18 protein-coding genes are annotated in these 19,443 nt (G+C 68.5%); 13 read left to right on the top strand and 5 right to left on the bottom strand.

Translation table 11 applies throughout. From position 1 onward, the window contains the following. Nucleotides 1–29: 29 nt before the first annotated feature. Complete coding sequence (locus ACXN5S_RS13475) at nucleotides 30–758, bottom strand: PIG-L deacetylase family protein (RefSeq protein WP_458605952.1); 729 nt, start codon at nucleotides 756–758, stop codon at nucleotides 30–32. A gap of 99 nt (nucleotides 759–857) precedes the next feature. On the opposite strand from ACXN5S_RS13475, the gene ACXN5S_RS13470 reads away from it, so the two are divergent. From ACXN5S_RS13470 to ACXN5S_RS13435, 8 genes are all read left to right on the top strand, one after another. Further along, entirely contained in the window at nucleotides 858–2,069 is a 1,212-nt protein-coding gene (locus ACXN5S_RS13470; RefSeq protein ID WP_458605951.1) for a LysR family transcriptional regulator, read from the top strand. Between the two features lie 25 nt (nucleotides 2,070–2,094). Continuing rightward, nucleotides 2,095–3,108 carry a cytochrome c oxidase subunit II gene (coxB, locus tag ACXN5S_RS13465; protein WP_458605950.1) on the top strand — a complete coding sequence of 338 codons (1,014 nt, stop codon included), beginning with the start codon at nucleotides 2,095–2,097 and terminating at the stop codon, nucleotides 3,106–3,108. Then, nucleotides 3,105–5,699: a cytochrome c oxidase subunit I gene (ctaD, locus tag ACXN5S_RS13460; protein WP_458605949.1), complete on the top strand. Its 2,595-nt coding sequence runs from the start codon at nucleotides 3,105–3,107 to the stop codon at nucleotides 5,697–5,699. The genes coxB and ctaD overlap by 4 nt, the downstream gene beginning before the upstream one ends. Continuing rightward, nucleotides 5,696–6,091: a hypothetical protein gene (locus ACXN5S_RS13455; protein WP_458605948.1), complete on the top strand. Its 396-nt coding sequence runs from the start codon at nucleotides 5,696–5,698 to the stop codon at nucleotides 6,089–6,091. The genes ctaD and ACXN5S_RS13455 overlap by 4 nt, the downstream gene beginning before the upstream one ends. Further along, complete coding sequence (locus tag ACXN5S_RS13450) at nucleotides 6,088–6,702, top strand: cytochrome c oxidase assembly protein (protein ID WP_458605947.1); 615 nt, start codon at nucleotides 6,088–6,090, stop codon at nucleotides 6,700–6,702. Before ACXN5S_RS13455 ends, ACXN5S_RS13450 begins: the two co-directional genes overlap by 4 nt. Then, the gene (locus ACXN5S_RS13445; RefSeq protein ID WP_458605946.1) at nucleotides 6,699–7,736 is read left to right on the top strand and encodes a c-type cytochrome; all 1,038 of its coding nucleotides are present in this window, start codon (nucleotides 6,699–6,701) and stop codon (nucleotides 7,734–7,736) included. Before ACXN5S_RS13450 ends, ACXN5S_RS13445 begins: the two co-directional genes overlap by 4 nt. A gap of 130 nt (nucleotides 7,737–7,866) precedes the next feature. Then, nucleotides 7,867–8,049, top strand: a complete 183-nt coding sequence (locus ACXN5S_RS13440; protein WP_458605945.1) for a hypothetical protein — start codon at nucleotides 7,867–7,869, stop codon at nucleotides 8,047–8,049. Further along, nucleotides 8,046–8,654 (top strand): exopolysaccharide biosynthesis protein, encoded by a 609-nt coding sequence (locus ACXN5S_RS13435; RefSeq protein ID WP_458605944.1) that lies wholly within the window; start codon nucleotides 8,046–8,048, stop codon nucleotides 8,652–8,654. The genes ACXN5S_RS13440 and ACXN5S_RS13435 overlap by 4 nt, the downstream gene beginning before the upstream one ends. Here ACXN5S_RS13435 and ACXN5S_RS13430 read toward each other — a convergent pair. From ACXN5S_RS13430 to araD, 4 genes are all read right to left on the bottom strand, one after another. Then, a complete protein-coding gene (locus ACXN5S_RS13430; protein WP_458605943.1) occupies nucleotides 8,647–10,161 on the bottom strand; it encodes an aldehyde dehydrogenase (NADP(+)) in 1,515 nt (504 codons plus the stop codon). The two genes, ACXN5S_RS13435 and ACXN5S_RS13430, sit on opposite strands and share 8 nt — an antisense overlap. Before the next feature lie 42 nt (nucleotides 10,162–10,203). Next, entirely contained in the window at nucleotides 10,204–11,121 is a 918-nt protein-coding gene (locus ACXN5S_RS13425; protein ID WP_458606056.1) for a dihydrodipicolinate synthase family protein, read from the bottom strand. A gap of 18 nt (nucleotides 11,122–11,139) precedes the next feature. Next, a complete protein-coding gene (locus ACXN5S_RS13420) occupies nucleotides 11,140–12,063 on the bottom strand; it encodes a Gfo/Idh/MocA family protein (protein ID WP_458605942.1) in 924 nt (307 codons plus the stop codon). A 142-nt stretch (nucleotides 12,064–12,205) separates the two neighbouring features. Then, entirely contained in the window at nucleotides 12,206–13,948 is a 1,743-nt protein-coding gene (gene araD, locus ACXN5S_RS13415; RefSeq protein WP_458605941.1) for an L-arabinonate dehydratase, read from the bottom strand. 195 nt (nucleotides 13,949–14,143) lie between these two features. Between araD and ytfQ the strand changes: the two genes are divergently transcribed. The 5 genes from ytfQ (at nucleotide 14,144) to ACXN5S_RS13390 (ending at nucleotide 19,433) form a co-directional block, all read left to right on the top strand. Then, the gene (ytfQ, locus tag ACXN5S_RS13410) at nucleotides 14,144–15,094 is read left to right on the top strand and encodes a galactofuranose ABC transporter, galactofuranose-binding protein YtfQ (RefSeq protein WP_458605940.1); all 951 of its coding nucleotides are present in this window, start codon (nucleotides 14,144–14,146) and stop codon (nucleotides 15,092–15,094) included. A gap of 100 nt (nucleotides 15,095–15,194) precedes the next feature. Then, the gene (locus ACXN5S_RS13405; protein WP_458605939.1) at nucleotides 15,195–16,724 is read left to right on the top strand and encodes a sugar ABC transporter ATP-binding protein; all 1,530 of its coding nucleotides are present in this window, start codon (nucleotides 15,195–15,197) and stop codon (nucleotides 16,722–16,724) included. Then, nucleotides 16,721–17,734 (top strand): ABC transporter permease, encoded by a 1,014-nt coding sequence (locus ACXN5S_RS13400; protein WP_458605938.1) that lies wholly within the window; start codon nucleotides 16,721–16,723, stop codon nucleotides 17,732–17,734. Before ACXN5S_RS13405 ends, ACXN5S_RS13400 begins: the two co-directional genes overlap by 4 nt. Then, nucleotides 17,731–18,708, top strand: a complete 978-nt coding sequence (gene yjfF, locus ACXN5S_RS13395; RefSeq protein WP_458605937.1) for a galactofuranose ABC transporter, permease protein YjfF — start codon at nucleotides 17,731–17,733, stop codon at nucleotides 18,706–18,708. The genes ACXN5S_RS13400 and yjfF overlap by 4 nt, the downstream gene beginning before the upstream one ends. After that, nucleotides 18,705–19,433, top strand: a complete 729-nt coding sequence (locus ACXN5S_RS13390) for a FadR/GntR family transcriptional regulator (protein ID WP_458605936.1) — start codon at nucleotides 18,705–18,707, stop codon at nucleotides 19,431–19,433. Before yjfF ends, ACXN5S_RS13390 begins: the two co-directional genes overlap by 4 nt. The last annotated feature ends 10 nt before the right edge of the window (nucleotides 19,434–19,443 follow it).

The following is a 19,443-nucleotide window of genomic DNA, read 5'->3' as shown; positions in this document are numbered from 1 at the left end:
CGTTACCCTATGTTGGTCAAAGGGCTGGCTTATAACTCATCGACAGTCCGCGGAAAGATCGACTGGAACCCTTCCGCATATTTGCAGTCGCGCCCACCGGATTGCCCGCCGGAATTGCGCTTGAAGTGGTTCGCCCGCTGCTGCGCCACCCGGGTATAATACTCCCAAAGATGCTCCTGCCCGGCCATGCACTCGATGGCGGCGCGCTTCTTGTCCCAGACCGGCGTGATGTCGAGGAAGGTGTCGGGTTTCCAGCCCATCTGCTCGGTCTGGTGCGGCTCGAACAGGTAGAGCTGCGGCGCGCCCAGCACCTTCTCGCCGGGGTTGTGGCCCCAGGCCTGCGCGATCATGCGCGTCTCAAGTACGGCATTCGTCGTGTTCATATGGTCGGTGTTGTAGGGGTCGTACTGGCTGTGGCTGAGCATGAAGCTCGGCTGCACCTTCCGGATGACCTCGACCATCTTCATCTTGTTCTCGCGGGAGAAATCGAGCGGGTAATCGCCAAGGTCGAGCGTCACCAACTCATGCACGCCCAGCGCTTCAGCGGCGGCCTCGGCCTCGTCGTGGCGGGCCTGTTTGACGCGCTCCAGCGTCATGCCCTCCTGCTTCCAGAGCTTGGCACTCTCGCCGCGCTCGCCGTAGGAGAGGCAAAGCACGGTGACCTCGATGCCTTTCTCGGCGTGCAGCGCGATGGCGCCGCCGCAGCGCCAGACGAAATCTGCGGCATGCGCCGAGATGACCAGTGCGGATTTGGCCATGGTGTCCTCCCTCTTTTGCCGCCTTGTCCCACGAGCGCGCGGGCGCTGTCGAATCCAATCGGCGTTCCGCCCCATAAGCACATGCTATAGGCTTGGCGCATGATCGGGCAGAACCTCAGGCATTTGCGGCTGTTTCTTGCGGTGGCCGAGGCGGGCAGCGCAACGGGCGCGGCGATGCAGCAGGGTGTCTCGCAGCCCGCCGTCACGCAGGCCCTCGCCAAGCTGGAGACCGCCGCCGGGGCGCGGCTGTTCGAGCGCGGGGCAGAGGGGCTGAGCCTGACGCCGGCGGGCACGCTGCTGGCGGCGCGGGTAAGACGGGCGCTGGGGCGGCTCGACACCGCGCTGGCCGAGATCGCGCCGCGGCTGCGGCTGACGGCAACGCAGGCCCAGCTGAGGGCGCTCGTGGCGGTGGTGGAGGCGCGCAGCTTCTCGCTCGCCGCCCGGCAGCTCGGCCTGTCGCAACCCTCGATCCACCGAGCCGTGGCGTCGCTGGAGGCAGAGGCGGGCCGGCCGCTCTTGCGCCGCACCGGCCACGGGCTGGTGCCGACGCCCCGCGCCGCGGCGCTGGCGGTGGCCGCCCAGCTCGCCGGTGCCGAGATCGCGCAGGGCGAGGCAGAGCTGGCCGAGCTCGCCGGCGGCGAAGGCGGGCGCATCGTGATCGGCGCCCTGCCCCTCGCCCGCTCGCTGATCCTGCCGCAGGCGCTGATCGCCTTCCGCGCCAGGCGCCCGGCCCAGCCCGTGACCGTGATCGACGGCCCCTATGAGGAGCTGCTGGCCGGCCTGCGCCGCGGCGAGATCGATGTGATCGCCGGCGCCCTGCGCAGCCCCTGCCCGGCGGGCATCGCCCAGGAACGGCTGTTCGACGACCGCCTCGCCTTTCTCGCCGGCCATGGCCACCCGCTCGCCGGGCAGCCCGCCCTGCACCCTGAAGAGCTGGCGCGCTGGCCCTTCGTGGTGCCCCGCGTCGGCACGCCGGCGCGGGCGCACTTCGACGCGCTGTTCGGCGGGCAAGGCCCCGCCAGCCTTGTCGAGACCGGCTCGATCCTGCTGATGCGGCAGATGCTGCGGCAGAGCGACCACCTCGGCTGCATTTCCGCCGCGCAGGCCGGGGCGGAGCTGGCGCTTGGCCTGCTGGTCGAGCTGCCCGTCGCGGCGGAGGTACCGGGGCGGCCCATCGGCCTGGCCACCCGGCCCTCCTGGGTGCCGACGGCGGGTCAGGCGGCGCTGCTGGAGGAGCTCCGCCGGGCGGCGCGGCAGGAGACCTCCGCCAATCTCACGGGTCCGGGAACAAACGTGAGCACGTCTCGTTAACCTTCACGGGCAAACGGGGGCGCGTGTGAGAGCGGATGGCTGGCGAGGTCGGGCGACGAGGCGTGTCACGCTTTGCCTGACGCTTTGTCTACTCGCCGCTTGCACCGGTCGCCAATCCGCGCTGGACCCCGCCGGCGAGGATGCCGCCACGCTGGCGCAGATTTTCCTGACCATGTTCATCGCGGCGCTGGTGATCTGGCTGCTGCTCAACGGCATCTTCTTCGCCGTCACCCGCCTGTTCCGCCGCGAGATGAGCCGCAACCTCGCCAATGGCCTGGTGATCGGCGGCGGCATCGTGCTGCCCGTGCTGCTGATCGGCGCGCTACTCACCTGGGGCCTGTCGATCCTGCCCGATCACGACACGCCCGGCGACGGGCTGACCATCCGTGTCACCGGCGAGCAATGGTGGTGGCGCGTCGCCTACGAGACGGCGGAGGGCGATGTGATCACCGCCAACGAGATCCGCCTGCCGGTGGGCGAGCGGGTCGACTTCCGGCTCGATTCTCACCGCGTCATCCACTCCTTCTGGATCCCCGCCCTTGGCGGCAAGATGGACATGTTCCCCGGCCGCGAGACCCATATGTCGCTCCGCGCCACCGAGGCCGGCCTCTACCGCGGCCAATGCGCCGAGTTCTGCGGCGCCTCGCATGCCTGGATGGCCTTCGAGGTGGAAGCGATGGCGCCCGAGGCCTTCGCCGCCTGGCTCGCTGCCGAAGCGGCCCCCGCCGCGCCGCCGGCTGGCGAGGCGGCCCGCAGGGGCGAAGAGCTGTTCGCCCGCGAAGGCTGCGGCGGCTGTCACACCATCCGGGGCACGCAGCATCAGGGCCTCGTCGGGCCCGATCTCACCCATGTCGGCAGCCGGCACTCGCTGGGCGCCGGACGGCTGGGCGCCGGACGGCTGGGCGCCAGCCTTGAGGATTTCAGCTCCTGGATCGCCCATACCGACGATCTCAAACCCGAGGTCGAGATGCCCCCCTACGATCACCTCAGCCCCGATGAGCTGACCGATCTTGCCACCTATCTGAAGGGTCTGGAATGAGCGACCGGCCATACGATCCGCCCTTCGAGGGGCCGCACAGCGCCGAGCCGGCGCTGCAGGGCATCTATCCTCCGACGGAAGAGATGCTCTCCGAGCCGATGGACGAGGCCAAGGCAAGAGAGCAGGCCGACCGTCTGCGCCGCGCCTGGGCCACGCCCCAGGGCTGGCGCTACTGGAGCGCGGTAAACAATTCCGAGGTCGGCGTCTGGTACACGCTGACGGCGCTTTGCTTCATGCTGCTGGCCGGGCTGATGGCGCTGCTCATCCGCCTTCAGTTGGCGGTGCCCGAGAACGACCTGATCTCCGCCGATCTCTTCAACCAGCTCTTCACGATGCATGGCTCGGCGATGATGTTCCTCTTCGCCGTGCCGATGTTCGAGGCGATCTCGATCCTCATCCTGCCCAGCCTTCTCGGCGCGCGCGACATGCCCTTCCCGCGCCTGTCGGCCTTTGGCTACTGGTGCTTCCTGATCGGCGGCGTCTTCGTGATTGGCTCGATCTTCTTCAACGTCGCCCCCCGCGCCGGCTGGTTCATGTACCCGCCGCTGGCGACGCAGGATGAGGGGCCCGGCTCCGACATCTGGCTGCTCGGCCTCTCCTTCATCGAGGTCGCCTCCATCGCCGCCGCGGTCGAGCTGATCGTCGGCGCCCTGAAATGCCGCCCGCCGGGGATGCGGGTGAACATCATGCCGCTCTACGCCTGGTACGTGCTGGTCGTCGGCGGGATGATCCTCTTCGCCTTCCCGCCCCTCATCGCGGGCGACCTGCTCTTCGAGCTGGAGCGCAGCTTCGAATGGCCGTTCTTCGACCCCGCCAAGGGCGGCGACCCGCTGCTCTGGCAGCACCTGTTCTGGATCTTCGGGCATCCGGAGGTCTACATCATCTTCCTGCCCTCCATCGCCATCGCAGCCATGGTTGTGCCCACCGTCGCCCGGCGCCCAATCGTCGGCTACAGCTGGATCGTGCTCTCCGCCGTCGGCACGGGGTTCCTCAGCTTCGGGCTCTGGGTGCACCACATGTTCACCACCGGGCTCCCGAATATCTCGCTCGGCTTCTTCTCGGCGGCGTCGGAGGCGGTGGTCATCCCCACCGGCATCCAGCTCTTCGCCTTCGTGGCGACTCTGATGGTCGGCAAGGTCAGGCCCAGCCTGCCGCTGCTCTGGATCGCGGGCGGCCTCGCCATCTTCACCGCCGGGGGCCTCACCGGCGTGATGCTGGCCATCGCGCCCTTCGACTTTCAGGCGCATGACACCTACTTCGTCGTGGCGCACCTGCACTACACGCTCTTCGGCGGCATGGTTTTCCCGGTCATCGCCGGCGTCTATTACTTCATGCCGATCATCTCGAAGCGGCTGCTGAACGAGCGCCTCGGCAAATGGGCCTTCTGGCTCATCTTCGCCGGCTTCAACGTGACCTTCCTGCCCATGCACTTGACCGGCCTGCTCGGCATGCCGCGGCGGGTGTTCACCTATCCCGGCGGCCTCGGCTGGGACATCTGGAACATGGTCTCGACCATCGGCGCCTTCGTTATCGCGGCGGGCTTCGCCATCTTCGTCTTCGACCTCATCACCCATGTCCGCCGCGGCCCCGTCACGCCGCGCAACCCCTGGGGCGGCGGCACGCTGGAATGGAGCCATGACGTCCCGGCCGAGGCCTGGGGCGTGCGCTCGATCCCGCATGTCACCTCACGCTACCCGCTCTGGGACGATCCCAAGCTGCTCGAGCGGATGGATGCCGGGCGCTACTATCTTGGCGATTCAGTGAACGAGACGCGCGAGACCATCGTGACATCGGTCATCGACGCCAAGCCGCTCTATGTGCAGCCGATCACCGGGCCGACATGGAGCACCCATGTGGCCGCGGCCTTCACCGGCGGGGCGTTCATCTTCCCCACCTTCCACTGGTACGTGCCCTCGGTGATCTGCGCCGTCCTCGCCGTCGCCGCCATCATCACCTGGCTCTGGCGCGACACGGCCCGGCCGCCGAAGCACCACATGGCCGATGTCGGCCTCGGCCTGCGGCTGCCGACCTATGCCTCCGGGCCCAAAAGCGCCGGCTGGTGGGCGGTGTGGATCACCATGCTGGCCGATTCCACCGCCTTCGCCTCGCTGATCTTCAGCGTCTTCTACTACTGGACGGCCCATCCCGACTTCCCGCCCGAAGGCGCCACCCACCCGGTGGGCCTGCTGGTGGCGCTGGCGGCGCTCTGCGTCGCCCTCGCCTGGGCGGCGACCTATGGCGCCCGCGAGCTCAACGCAGCCGGCCGGCAGGGCATCGCCCGGCTGCTGCTGGGCGGCGGGGCGCTGCTCAGCGCCGCGGCGGCGGGGGCGATGGTGCTGTCGGTCATGGATCTGTCGCCGGGCACGCATAGCTATCCGGCCATCCTTTGCGCCCTCACAATCTGGATGGTGGCGCATTCCGGCCTCGGCGCGCTGATGCAACTCTACTGCCTGGCCGGCTCGATCTTCGGCAAGCTGACTCCGCGCTACGATGCCGATCTGCGCAACACCACGCTGTTCTGGCATTTCCACACGCTGGCCGCCCTGACCGCCGCCGCTGTCCTTGGCCTTGCCCCGCTGGTGCTGACATGAGCGAGAGATCCGATCAGGAGCAGCGCGAGTTCCGCGAAGAGGCCGAGAGCCTGTGGCGCATCGCCTTCGCGCCGACGATCTGGGCCGTGCATTTCGTGGTCTGCTACGGCTGGGCCAGCCTCGTCTGCGTCAAGTTCGGCGGCGACCCCGGCCCGATGCGCGCCGCGCTGCTGGGCCTGACCGCGGTGGCCCTGGCCGGCATCGGATGGCTGGGCTGGCGGGCCTTCCGGCAATGGGATGTGCGCAATACCGGCGAGTTCTCCAACCCCGAGGACGACGCCGAAGACCGGCACCAGTTTCTCGGCCACGCCGCCTTCCTGCTCGCCATCATCTCGGCGATCGGCGTGATCTACGTCTCCCTCCCCCTCATCGTGATCGGGAGCTGCCGATGAGCGCCGCCGCCACCCCCGTGATGCGCGCGCCCTCAGCTGCCACAGCGCTGTCGCTGGCCGCCGGGCTGGCGGTGCTGGCGGCAATCTGGCTGCTGCCGCTGGAGAGCTGGCTGCCCGACTTCCCCGCCTTCATGCTCCGCCACATGGGGCTGGTCGCGGTAGCCGCGCCGCTGCTGGTGCTCGGCCTGCCCCGGCTTTCGCCCCTCATCGCCATCAGCCCACTGATCGCGGCGGTGCTGGAGTTCCTGGCCGTCTGGGGCTGGCACCTGCCCCGCCTTCATGGCTTCGCCCGCACCAGCACGGCCGGGATGATCGTCGAGCAGGGCACCTTCCTTCTCGTCGGGCTCTTGGTATGGGCCGGGTGCCTGCGCGCATCGCAACCACTGGCCGGCGCGGGCGGGCTGCTGCTGACGACGATGCACATGACGCTGCTCGGCGCCCTGCTCACCCTCGCCCCGCGTGACCTCTATTTCGCCTTCTGCGGCACCTCGCCTGACCTCTCGGGCCAGCAGCTCGGCGGCATGCTCATGCTGGGCATCGGCACGCCGATTTATCTGACGGTGGGCCTGGTGCTGACGGCGCAGGCGCTTGGCGACAGGAGCCTGGCATGAAGAAGATCCTGCTCACCCTTGCCACCCTGGCTGTCCTCGGCCTCGCCGGGGCCGGGGCCGTGGTGGGCTTCGGCCTCTACAACGTCTCCGCCCAGACGGGGCACTTCCCGGGCGTCGCCTGGGTGCTGCACACGACCTTCAACAATTCCGTCGAGCTGCGCGCCACGCCGGAGGACGAGGTGCCCGACCTCTCCTCGCCCGATCTCGTCGCCCTCGGCGCCCGCCATTTCGAGACAGGCTGCGCCACCTGCCATGCGGTGCCCGGCGAGGTCCGCTCTGCCACCGCCCGCGCGATGCTGCCCGAGCCACCGCATATCACCGAGGCGGTGGAAGAGTGGCAGCCGGGCGAGCTGCACTGGATCGTCTACAATGGCGCCAAGATGACCGGGATGCCCGGCTGGCCCGCCGCCGGGCGCGAGGATGAGGTCTGGCCCGTCGTCGCCTATCTGATGGCGGTGAAGAGCGGGCTGGACGAGGCAGGCCAGCAGGCGCTGACCGCCCCGACCGAGGCGACAGATGCGCCGGCGGGTGCCGCCTATTGTTCCGGCTGTCATGAGGAGATCGCCAGCGGCGTGCCGCGGCTCGACATCCAGGAGGAGGGCTACCTCGTTCACACCCTCGCCGAGTACCGCGAGGGACTGCGCCGCAGCGGCATCATGCAGCAGGCCACCAGCCTGTTCGAGCCGGCTGCGCTGGAAGAGCTCGCCGTCTATTACGCCGCGCAGGACCCCTCCGGCACCGCCAGCGCGCCAGCGCCGGAGGGCGAGGCGCTCGCCCTCCGCGGTACCAGTGACGTGCCCGCCTGCATCGCCTGCCACGGCCCCGGCGCCACCGAAGCGCGCGAGGATTTCCCGGCCCTCGCCGGGCAGGACGAAGCCTTCCTCACCGCGCAGCTCCGCCTCTGGCGCTCGGGCGAGCGCGGCGGCTCGGAGCTGATGACACAGGCGGCACAGGACCTGACCGACGCGCAGATCGCGGCCCTCGCGGCGTGGTACGCCAGTATCGCCCCCGCCAAGGGGCCGGAGGCGGAGTAGCGCCAGAACGCCGCCCTGTTGCCGCTTTGGTAAGCAAGAATTCGCCGTTTCCGTGTAAAATCCGATGAAACAGGCATCCAAACCGGCCTTCACCCGTTGGTCCAACATGCCACCTGAGGAACCCAGCACGATGAGCGACAAGCCCCAACCGGACGCCGCCGCCCTCGCCGGGCAGGACGAAGAGGTCGTGGTGACCGAATTGCGAACCATCTCCGATGACGCCCCCGAGGCCCTCACCGAGGGCGAGATCGAAGAACTCGCAGCCTTCTACACCGCCCTTCCGCCTATCGCCGATACCGGCGAGGCGCGATGAGTCAGGCAGAAGCGGGCGGCTCAGAAGGCTCCGATCCCCGGTCAGTCGGCGACATCCTCGACCGGATGGAAAGCAGCGCCACCGGCGAGACGACAGCCCTGCGCGAAGTCGTCGAAGCCTTGGGCGATGCCTCCTACGTGCCGGTGCTGTTCGCGGCGGCGCTCGCGGTCGTCACCCCGCTTTCCGGCATCCCACTCTTCTCGTCGCTCTGCGGCATTCTGATCGTGCTCGTCTCGGCGCAGATGTTGCTGAACCGAGACCACCTGTGGCTGCCCGAAAAGCTGATGAAACGGGAAGTTTCCTCCGAGCGCCTTAAGAGCGCCGTCGACTTCATGCGCAAACCGGCAGGGTTCCTCGACCGCATCTCCAAGCCGCGGCTCAAGATCTTCGTGGTGCCGCCCTTCGCCTGGATCACACAGGCCGCCTGCCTGCTCTGCGGCGCCGTGATGCCCGCGCTGGAATTCGTGCCCTTCAGCTCGTCGATCATGGGCGCCGCCGTGGCCTTCTTCTCGATGGGCCTTCTGGTGCGCGACGGGCTCTTCTCGCTCATCGCGCTCTGCATCATCGGCGGCGCCGGCTACACGATCTACAGCTTCCTCACCTAAGGTCTTCGGGCAGCAGCGCCTCCGGCATCGCCTGATAGCAGACCGGCCGCAGGAAGCGGCGGATCGACAGCGTGCCAACGGAGGTGTGCCCGAAGTTGGTCGAGGCCGGGAACGGCCCGCCATGCACCATGGCATCGGCCACTTCCACGCCGGTGGGGAAGCCGTTCGCGAGGATGCGCCCCGCCTTGCGCTCCAGCACCGGCATCAGCGTCTGGCCAAGCGCGGTATCGCCGTCGTCCATCTGAAGCGTCACGGTCAACTGGCCTTCGAGGGCCTTGGCGACCTTCATCATCTCCGCCTCGTCAGAGACCTGCACAACCAGCCCGAGCGGCCCGAAGACCTCCTCGCCCAGCGCGTGGTTCGCCAGCCATTCAGCCCCCGTGGTCACGTAGAGATAGGGCGCCGCGCTCCGCCCCTCGCAAGGCGAGGCGAGCCGCTCGGAAACCCCCTTCGCCCCCGCCATGCGGGCCTGGCCCTTGCGGTAGGCCTCGGCGATGCCGTCGGTCAGCATGACCGCCGGGCCGACTTTGGCGAGCTCCGCCTCCGCCGAGCCGATGAAGGCCTCCGCCGCATCGCCTGCCAGCACAACGGCGATGCCGGGGTTGGTGCAGAACTGGCCGACGCCCATGGTCAGCGATCCCGCCCAGCCCGCGCCGATGGCCTCGCCGCGCGCGCTCATGGCCTGCGGCAGCACGAACATCGGGTTCACCGAGCCGAGCTCGCCGAAGAAGGGGATCGGTTCGTCGCGCATCGCGCACAGCTTGTAGAGCGCCCGCCCCGCGCCGAGCGAGCCGGTGAAGCCCACCGCCTTGATGAGCGGATGCGTCACCAGCGCCTCGCCCACGGCATGATCGCTGCCCTGCACCAGCGAGAAGGTGCCTTTGGGCAGGCCGCAGCTTTCCACCGCCGCCGCGATGGCGCCCGCGACCAGCTCGCAGGTGCCGGGATGCGCGGGGTGGCCCTTGACCACTACAGGGCAACCGGCGGCCAGCGCCGCCGCCGTGTCGCCGCCGGCGACGGAGAAGGCGAGCGGGAAGTTCGAGGCGCCGAAGACGGCGACGGGGCCGATCGGGCGCTGCACCATCTTTAGATCGGGCCGCGGCAGCGGCTGCCGGTCGGGCAGCGCCGCGTCATGGCGCCGGTCGAGGTAGTCGCCCGCCTCGATATGATCGGCAAAGAGCTTCAGCTGCCCCGTCGTGCGGCCCCGCTCGCCCTGCAACCGCGCTTCCGGCAGGCCGGTCTCGGCGCTGCCCATGGCGGTGATGTCATCGGCGCGCGCCTCGATCTCGTCGGCAATGGCGCGCAGCAGTTTCGCGCGGGTGGCGCGGCTCGTATAGCCAAACTCCCAGAACGCCTCTTCGGCGGCCTCACAGGCGCGGGCGACATCTTCGGCCGTGCCCATCGCGTAGGGCTGGCCCTCGCCCGTGGCGGGGGCAGAGGTGAAGGTGCTCTCTCCGCCCACCCAGTCGCCGGCGATCAGATGCTTGCCTTTGGGTTCATATCCCATGGTGATCTCCCTTGTTGTCCTTTGGTCTGCCGCGCGCGGCGGTCACTTGCCCCAGCGCAGCGAGATCAGATCCATCTCGCGGCCGAGCGACAAAAGCCGCTCCTTCGTCCGCGGGCTCATCGGGGCCTGCGGGTGGCGCACATGGTCAGACCTGATGACGCCCCCTTCCATATAGGCCGTCTTGCAGGCGCGCAGCCCGCATTGCCGGTTTTCATGATTGATGAGCGGAAGGCAGCGCTGCCATTGCGCCAGCGCGGCCTCCTTGTCGCCATTGAGGTAATCCATGACGATGGGGCGAATGTGCTCCGGCAAGAGGCCCGAGGTCATCGTGCCCGTCGCCCCGGCATCGAGATCGGCGAGCAGCGTCACCGCCTCCTCCCCGTCGAAGGGGCCGACGATGTCGCCCCCGCCCGCCTCGATCAGCGCCGCCAGCTTGTCGGCGGCAAAGGGGCATTCGATCTTGAAATAGCTGAGGTTCTCGATCTCGCGCGCCATCGTCGCCAGCAGCGGCACCGGCAGCGCCACGCCAGAGAGCGGCGCGTCCTGCAGCATGATGGGGATGGAGATCGCGTCAGAGACTGCGCCGAAATGCTCCATCATCTGCGCCTCGCCGGCGCGCAGGCTTGCGCCGTGATAGGGCGGCATCATCATCACCATCGCGGCGCCCATGGCCTCGGCCTCGCGGGCGCGGGCCACGGCGATGGCGGTGGAGAAATGGCTGATCGTCACGATCACCGGCACGCGGCCCGCCACATGCTCGAGCGACAGCTTGGTGAGCTGGGCGCGCTCGTCATCCGACAGAACGAATTGCTCGGAGTAATTGGCGAGGATGCAGATCGCATCCACCCCGCTGTCGATCAGGCAATCGAGCACGCGGGACATGCCCTCGGGGTCGAGCGCGCCATCGTCGAAGAAGGGGGTGGGCGCGACGGGCAGGATGCCGGTCAGGGGCGTGGTCAGGTCCATGGGGGCCTCGTTCTACCAGTGAAAGGGGGCGGTGATGCGCCGGTCGCCCAGCGTGAAGGCATCGGCGACATGGGTGAGCGGCGAGAGGTCGACCTCGCTCTCTCCCGCGGCGATGAGCTCGGCGAAGCGCGCGTAGAGGCCGGGATATTCGCGGTCGTCGCCGCCAGCGATCTCGGTGCCGCCCACGCTGAATCGGGCGCCGCCTTTTGAGAGGACAGCACTCTCGCCGCCCGCTTCGATATGGATATCCCATTCCGGCGGCCCCTCGTGCAGCCAGTCGAACCGCGCGGTGATCTCGGCGCCCTGCGGGTCGCGGAAGGTCAGGTCGGCGGCGCCCGGCGTGCCCCGGTTTTCGGGGAAGTCGAGCGTGGCCTCCGCCAGATGAACGGGCCGCGGCAGGATGGCGGTGAGCACCGAGAGCGCGTTGATGCCGGGGTCGAAGACGCCAAGCCCGCCCGCCTCCCACACCCAGTCCTGTTCGGGATGCCAGTGCCGCACATCCTCGCGCCAGCTGATGCGCACCGAGGTCACGTCCCGCTCCGACAGCCAGTTGCGGGCGGGCAGCACTGCAGCGGCCTCGCGCGAATGCCAGCTGGCGAAGAGCGTCACGCCCTGGTGCGCCGCCAGTGCCTCCAGCTCGTGCACCTCACTCAACGTCGCGCCCGGCGGCTTTTCCAGCATCACATGCTTGCCCGCCGCCAGCGCCGCGCGCGCGTCGGCATAGCGCACCAGCGGCGGGGTGCAGAGCGAGACGCAGCTCACCTCGGGCTCGGCCTCCAGCAGCTCGGCCAGCGTGGCATGGCGGGCCACACCCTCCACCCCCGCATTGCGGCTCGCCGTCGCGGCGAGTTCAAAATCGTCGCTGCCCGCAATCGCCGGAATATGCTGGTCACGGGCGATCTTGCCGATCCCCACCAGCGCCACCTTAAGGCTCATTCGCCTCTCCCTCTCTCACCACGGCTCGCATCTCTCGCCTGCGCCCCCTCCCTTCGACTTCCCAATATCCTCGGGGGGGCTGCCAACGGCAGCGGGGGGCAGACAGCCCCCCTCCGACGGAGATCGCAGGCGCGTGCCCCGCTCAATGCGAATCCTTCCCCACCGGCGCCCCGCGGCAGCCGACGAGAAAGTCGAGATCGGCCCCCGTATCGGCGCCCATCACATGGGTCTGGTGCAGCATCGCGTAGCCTCCGCCCACCGGCTTCGGCGGCGGGCTCCAGGCGGCCAGGCGCTCGGCGAGCTCCTCGTCGGAGATATCCAGATGCAGCCTCCGCTCGGGCACGTTCAGCTCGATCATGTCGCCATCCCGCACCACCGCCAGGGGCCCGCCCGCCGCCGCCTCGGGCGAGGTGTGCAGCACCACGGTGCCGTAGGCGGTGCCCGACATGCGGGCATCCGACAGGCGCACCATGTCGGTGATCCCGCGGCGCAGCACCTTGGGCGGCAGGCCCATGTTGCCCACCTCGGCCATGCCCGGGTAGCCCTTCGGCCCGCAGTTCTTCAGCACCATCACGCAGGTCTCGTCGATATCGAGATCCTCGTCGGCGATCTTCGCCTTGTAATCGTCGATATCCTCGAAGACGACAGCCCGCCCGCGATGCACCATCAGTTCGGAACTGGCGGCCGAGGGCTTGAGCACCGCGCCGCCGGGCGCGAGGTTCCCCTTCACCACGACGATGCCGCCCGAGCCCGTCAGCGCCTTGTCGGCCGGGCGGATGACATCCTCGTCGTAATTCACCGCGTCCTTCACCTCCTCCCAGACCGGCCCGCCGGAGACGGTGAGCGCCTCCTTGTGCAGCAGCCCCGCCTCGCCGAGGCGTTTGAGCACAACGGGCAGGCCGCCGGCGTAGAAGAACTCCTCCATCAGGTACTGGCCCGAGGGCATGAGGTTCACGATCGTCGGCACGTCGCGGCCGAGCCTGTCCCAATCGTCCAGCGTCAGGTCGAGCCCGACGCGGCCGGCCAGCGCCAGCAGGTGGATGACGGCATTGGTCGAGCCGCCGATGGCGGCGTTGGTGCGGATCGCGTTCTCGAATGCGGCGCGTGTCAGCACGTCCGACGGTTTGAGGTCGTCCTTCACCATGTCCACGATGCGCCGCCCGGTGAGCTGCGCCATCACGGCGCGGCGGGCATCGACGCCGGGGATCGCGGCGTTGCCAGACAGCGCCATGCCCAGTGCCTCGGCCATGCTGGCCATGGTGCTGGCGGTGCCCATGGTATTGCAGGTGCCAGAGGAGCGGCTCATCGCCTGCTCGGCCTCGAGGAACTCCGCCTCGCTCATCTTGCCGGCCTTGATGTCCTCGCTCATCTGCCAGAGCGCGGTGCCCGAGCCGACGCGCCGCCCCCGGTGCCAGCCGTTCAGCATCGGCCCGCCGGAGATAACGATGGCGGGCAGGTCGCAGGAGGCGGCGCCCATCATCAGGCTCGGCGTGGTCTTGTCGCAGCCGACCATCAGCACCACGCCGTCGACGGGCTGGCCTCTGATGGTCTCTTCCACCGCCATGGCGGCGAGGTTGCGAAACATCATCGCCGTGGGGCGGAAGGTATTCTCCGAAGCGCTGAACACCGGCACCTCCACGGGAAAGCCGCCCGCCTCCCACACGCCGGCCTTCACCTTCTCGGCGAGCCCGCGAAGATGCCCGTTGCAGGGCGTCAGATCCGACCAGGTGTTGAGGATGCCGATGACGGGCCGCCCGTCGAACAGGTCATGCGGGTAACCCTGATTCTTCAGCCAGCCGCGGTGATAGATCGAATCACGGCCGGTGCCGCCATACCATTCGCGGCTGCGCAGACGGCGGGGCCAGGGGGCAGGCGTGAAGCTCATGATTCGCCCTCCAGGCCCAGCCAGTCAGGCGTTTGAAGCATCGGGCAGGCCCGCGGGGCCACCGTTTTCTGCAAGGTCTTCAATGGTATCCCTCCCGCCTCTTTCCGCATCGTAAACAAGAGGCTTGCAATAAATACTACTGTATGACTTTTAATCAAGCAGCTCTTCGGAGCAAACGATTCCAGGGAGGAACACATGACAGCCAAAGCATTGATGGCCAGCGTCGCGTTTGCGGCTCTGGGCACGGCAGCCTCGGCCCAGACCGTCGGCTTCAGCCAGATCGGCTCTGAATCCGGTTGGCGCGCCGCCGAAACCACCGTGACGATGAACGAAGCCGAAGAGCGCGGCATCGACCTGCGCTTCTCCGACGCGCAGCAGCGCCAGGAGAACCAGATCGCCGCGATGCGCTCGTTCATCGCGCAGGGCGTCGATGCCATCTTCGTCGCCCCCGTCGTCGCCACCGGCTGGGACAGCGTGCTGGAAGAGGCCGCCGAGGCCGAGATCCCGGTGATCCTGCTCGACCGCATGGTCGACAGCGATTCCTCGCTCTACCTCACCGCCGTCGGCTCCGACCTCGTGCATGAGGGCGAAGTCGCCGGCCAGTGGCTGGTCGACGAGGTTGCCGGCGAAGACTGCCGCGTTGTCGAGCTGCAGGGCACCACGGGCTCCTCGCCCGCCATCGACCGGGCGACCGGCTTCCGCAATTCCATCGAGGGTGCGGACAATATCGAGATCGTGCGCAGCCAGACCGGTGACTTCACCCGCTCGGGCGGCAAGGAAGTGATGGAGAGCTTCCTGCAGGCCGAAGGCGGCGGCGCGGATATCTGCGCGCTCTACGCCCATAACGACGACATGGCCCTCGGCGCCATTCAGGCGATCAAGGAAGCCGGCCTCGACCCGGGGCAGGACATCCTGATCGTCTCGATCGACGCCGTGCCGGACATCTTCCAGGCCATGGCCGATGGCGATGCCAATGCCACCGTGGAGCTGACGCCCAACATGGCCGGCCCCGCCTTCGACGCGCTCGCCGCCTACATGAACGACGGCACCATGCCCGAGAAGTTCATCCAGACCGACAGCGCCCTCTATACGCCCGCCGACGACCCGATGGGCGAATACGAGGCGCGCAAGGATCTCGGCTACTGATAGCCTGATCAGAGCCCGCCCCGGCCAATGGGGCGGGCCCACGCGGCGCCGGGCAACCGGCGCCGCGATCTCACGAAGGCTGTGAGATGGGAGGGACGCCTTGCTGCTGACAATCGAGAACCTGACCAAGGATTTCCCCGGCACCCGCGCGCTCGACGGCGTGCGGTTCGATCTTGCCGCGGGAGAGGTGCATGCCCTCCTTGGCGAGAACGGCGCGGGAAAATCCACGCTGATCAAATGCATGACGGGCGTCTATCAGCGCGACAAGGGCGAGATCAGGCTCGATGGACAGATCATCGACCCCACCTCCACCTATCACGCCCAGGAGCTCGGCATCGGCACCGTCTACCAGGAGGTGAACCTTCTGCCGAACCTGACCGTCGCCGAAAACCTCACCTTCGGTCGCCAGCCGACGCGGCTGGGCATGGTGCAGGGCCGCAAGATGCGCGCGCTGGCCGAAGAGATGCTGGCGGGCTACGGGCTGGCCCATGTCAATGTCGCGCGTGAGCTTGGCACCTACTCCGTCGCCGTCCAGCAGATCGTCGCCATCGCCCGCGCTGTCGCGCTTTCGGGCAAGGTGCTGATCCTCGACGAGCCCACCGCCAGCCTCGATGCCCGCGAGACCGAGATGCTCTTCGAGGTCGTCCGCAACTTGCGCGACCGCGGGCTCGGCATCGTCTTCGTCAGCCATTTCCTCGATCAGGTCTTCGATCTGACCGACCGCCTCACCGTGCTGCGCAATGGCCAGCATATCGTCACCGCCGAGACGGCCAGCACGACGCGGCTCGATCTCATCCACCACATGCTGGGCCATGATCTGGAAGAGGCCGAGCACCACCGCGCCGGCCGCACAGCGGGCGCGCCCTTCCTGCATTTCGACGGCACCGGGCGGCGCGGCAAGGTCGAGCCCTTCCATATGGAGGTCCGCAAGGGCGAGGTGATCGGCATGGCCGGCCTGCTCGGCTCGGGCCGCACCGAGACCGCCGACGTCCTCTTCGGGCGCACCCCCGCCGATTGCGGGCAGGCGCGCGATGCCGAGGGCGAGCTGAAACTCTCCACCCCGCGCGAGGCCATCGCCGAGGGCTTCGGCTACGCGCCGGAAGACCGCAAGACCGACGGCATCATCGCCGACCTCTCGGTGCGCGAGAACATCGCGCTCGCCCTGCAGGCCCGCCGGGGCTGGGCCAAGCCCATCCCGCGGGCCGAGCAGAAGGCCCTGGCCGAGGAATATATCCGCCGCCTCGATATCCGCACCGACGGGCCGGAGAAGGCGGTGGGCGATCTGTCGGGCGGCAACCAGCAGAAGGTCGTGCTCGCCCGCTGGCTCGCGATGAACCCGCGCTTCCTGATCCTCGACGAGCCGACGCGCGGCATCGACGTGGGCGCCCATGCCGAGATCCTGCGCCTGATTGGCGAGGTCACGGCGGAGGGCATGTCTATCCTGATGATCTCGTCGGAGCTCGACGAGCTCGTCGCTGCCTCCGACCGCATCATCGTGGTACGCGACCGCGCCCATGTGGCGGAGCTTCTGGGCGACGATATCGAAACCGGCGCCATCGTGCGCGCCATCGCAGCGAGCGAGACGGATGCGCAAGCGTCCGGCGAGCGGCCGCTGGAGCCCGCGCAATGATCACGCTTCGCCGCATCGCCCCGCAGCTCATCACCCTAGTCGCCGTCGCAGCGCTGATTTCAATCTTTTTCCCCACCTTCCTGTCGGTCGACCTCGTCGATGGCCGCTTCGTCGGCTCCGCGGTCGACGTTCTCAAGCGCGGCGCCCCCGTCGCCCTGCTCGCCATCGGCATGACGCTGGTCATCGCAACCGGCGGCATCGACCTTTCCGTCGGCGCCGTCATGGCCATCTGCGGCGCCGCCAGCGCATGGGCCATCACCAGCGGATTCGGCCTGCCCGCCGCCCTCGCCATCGGCCTCGCCGCCGGCCTGGCCTGCGGGCTCTGGAACGGCGTGCTCGTCGCCTGGCTCGGCATCCAGCCCATCGTTGCCACGCTGATCCTCATGGTCGCCGGGCGCGGCATCGCGCAGATGATCACCGAGGGCCGCATCCTCACCTTCAGCCACGAAGGGCTGGCGTGGTTCGGCTCCGGCGACTTCCTCGGCATCCCGTCGCCCATCCTGCTCTGGCTCGGCGCCGGCCTTGTCATCGGTCAGCTCGTCCGCCGCACGGCCCTCGGCCTGCTCATCGAGGCCATCGGCATCAACCAGCGCGCCGCGGCGCTGGCAGGCGTCAACGCCCGCGTGCTCATCATCGCCGTCTACATGGCCGCCGGCCTCTGCGCTGCCCTTGCCGGCATCATCGTCGCCGCCGACATTCGCGGCGCCGACGCCAACAATGCCGGCCTCTGGCTGGAGCTCGACGCCATCCTCGCCGTGGTGATCGGCGGCACCTCGCTGCTGGGCGGGCGCTTCTCCATCGCCGCCTCGCTGATCGGCGCCATGATCATCCAGGCCATCGACACCGGCATCCTGCTCGCGGGCTTCCCGTCGGAATACAACCTCGTCATCAAGGCCGGCCTCGTCGTCATCATCCTTGTCCTGCAATCGCCGCGCTTCGCGCCCAAGCTCGGGGCCGCCATGGCGCGCCGCCGCGCCGGGGCCAGCACGGCAAGGGAGCCTGCCGAATGACCTCGCGCGCCCTGCCCCTTTTCGCCACCATCGCCATCTTCCTCGTGGCCTATGCCATCTGCTGGTGGCAGTTCCCGGCGATGCTCTCCACCCGCGTCATCGGCAACCTGCTGACCGACAACGCCTATCTCGGCATCGTCGCTGTTGGCATGACCATCGTCATCCTCTCGGGCGGCATCGACCTCTCCGTCGGCTCCGTCATCGCCTTCTCCGGCGTCTTCATCGCCGTGGTGCTGCGCGACACCAACCTGCACCCGCTGGTTGTCTTTCCGATGCTGCTCGCCATCACCACGCTCTTCGGCGGGGCCATGGGCGGGCTGATCCACGGGCTCGGCATGCCTCCCTTCATCGTCACGCTCGCCGGCATGTTCCTCGCCCGCGGCGCCGGCTACATGCTCACCATCGACAGCGTGCCCATCGACCATGAGTTCTACGACACGCTCCGCCGCATGTACTGGCTGATGCCCGGCAAGGGGAGGCTGACCCTCCTCGGCATCATCATGCTGCTCTCGGTGCTCGTCGGCATGATCCTCGCCCACCGCACCCGCTTCGGCACCTCCGTCTTCGCGCTTGGCGGCGGCACGCATACCGCGCGGCTCATGGGCGTGGCCGTGGGCCGCTCGACCGTGCTGATCTACGCCTTCTCGGGCTTCATGGCCGGGCTCGCGGGCATCGTCTTCTCGATCTACACCGCCTCCGGCTATCCGCTCGCCACCGTGGGGGTCGAGCTCAACGCCATCGCCGCCGTCGTCATCGGCGGCACGCTTCTGACCGGTGGCGCGGGCTATGTCTTCGGCACGCTGATCGGTGTGCTGACGATGGGGCTGATCCAGACCTACATCACATTTAACGGCACTTTGAGCTCTTGGTGGACGAAGATCGCCATCGGCGCGCTGCTTCTTCTGTTCATCCTGCTGCAAAAAGGGCTATTGCAGGTAGGACGACGCCGGTTGGAGAGCGTGGAGACCGCATGACGAAGCCTTGGCCAAAGGACCTTCTCGGCCCGGATGTCCGCGGCAGCCATGGCCAGGTCGTCGAGGGCGTCGGGCGCGACATCGTGGCGGGGCGTTTCCCTGCCGGTGCGCATCTGCCGCGCGACGAAGAACTGGCCGAGGAATACGGCGTCTCCCGCACAGTCCTGCGCGAAGCGATGAAGACGCTCGCCGCCAAGGGCATGATCGAGGCGCGTGCCCGCGTGGGCACCACGGTGCGCCCCAAGCCGAACTGGAACATGTTCGACGCGCAGGTGCTGCGCTGGCATCTCAATGGCCCGCGCAGCGACGATTTCTTCCGCAGCCTTTTCGAGATGCGCCTGTCGTTCGAGCCCTTTGCCGCCGGCCTCGCCGCCGAGCGCGCGACGCCCGAAGAGATCGCCCGCATGCGCCGCCCGGTCGAGGCGATGTATGCCGCCGAAGATGCGCAGGCCTTCGCCATTGCCGACCTTCAGCTGCATCTCGCGGTGCTGGAGGCGACCGGCAACGCCTTTTTCCATTCGGTAGGCGCGCTGATCGAAGCGGCGCTGCTCACAGCGCTGCGCCTGTCCTCGCCCGCGGCCAATGTCGAGCGCCGCGATGACAGCGCCCGGCGCCACCGCCAGATCGTCGATGCCATCGAAGCGCGGGACAAAGAGGCCGCCACCGAGGCGATGCGCGACGTGATCTCAGTCGGCTGGGAGAGGATCGAAGCCGCTGGCGGCTGACCCTCTTCCC

This window comes from Pseudoroseicyclus sp. H15, from assembly GCF_054353345.1.
This window is presented reverse-complemented; position numbering and strand designations above follow the sequence as displayed.

Bases quoted from the DNA above. Each gene is read 5' to 3' on its own strand.
- ACXN5S_RS13475 (WP_458605952.1), bottom strand. From the start codon at position 758: ATGGCCAAATCCGCACTGGTCATCTCGGCGCATGCCGCAGATTTCGTC.
- ACXN5S_RS13470 (WP_458605951.1), top strand. From the start codon at position 858: ATGATCGGGCAGAACCTCAGGCATTTGCGGCTGTTTCTTGCGGTGGCC.
- ctaD (WP_458605949.1), top strand. From the start codon at position 3,105: ATGAGCGACCGGCCATACGATCCGCCCTTCGAGGGGCCGCACAGCGCC.
- ACXN5S_RS13455 (WP_458605948.1), top strand. From the start codon at position 5,696: ATGAGCGAGAGATCCGATCAGGAGCAGCGCGAGTTCCGCGAAGAGGCC.
- ACXN5S_RS13450 (WP_458605947.1), top strand. From the start codon at position 6,088: ATGAGCGCCGCCGCCACCCCCGTGATGCGCGCGCCCTCAGCTGCCACA.
- ACXN5S_RS13445 (WP_458605946.1), top strand. From the start codon at position 6,699: ATGAAGAAGATCCTGCTCACCCTTGCCACCCTGGCTGTCCTCGGCCTC.
- ACXN5S_RS13440 (WP_458605945.1), top strand. From the start codon at position 7,867: ATGAGCGACAAGCCCCAACCGGACGCCGCCGCCCTCGCCGGGCAGGAC.
- ACXN5S_RS13435 (WP_458605944.1), top strand. From the start codon at position 8,046: ATGAGTCAGGCAGAAGCGGGCGGCTCAGAAGGCTCCGATCCCCGGTCA.
- ACXN5S_RS13430 (WP_458605943.1), bottom strand. From the start codon at position 10,161: ATGGGATATGAACCCAAAGGCAAGCATCTGATCGCCGGCGACTGGGTG.
- ACXN5S_RS13420 (WP_458605942.1), bottom strand. From the start codon at position 12,063: ATGAGCCTTAAGGTGGCGCTGGTGGGGATCGGCAAGATCGCCCGTGAC.
- araD (WP_458605941.1), bottom strand. From the start codon at position 13,948: ATGAGCTTCACGCCTGCCCCCTGGCCCCGCCGTCTGCGCAGCCGCGAA.
- ytfQ (WP_458605940.1), top strand. From the start codon at position 14,144: ATGACAGCCAAAGCATTGATGGCCAGCGTCGCGTTTGCGGCTCTGGGC.
- ACXN5S_RS13400 (WP_458605938.1), top strand. From the start codon at position 16,721: ATGATCACGCTTCGCCGCATCGCCCCGCAGCTCATCACCCTAGTCGCC.
- yjfF (WP_458605937.1), top strand. From the start codon at position 17,731: ATGACCTCGCGCGCCCTGCCCCTTTTCGCCACCATCGCCATCTTCCTC.
- ACXN5S_RS13390 (WP_458605936.1), top strand. From the start codon at position 18,705: ATGACGAAGCCTTGGCCAAAGGACCTTCTCGGCCCGGATGTCCGCGGC.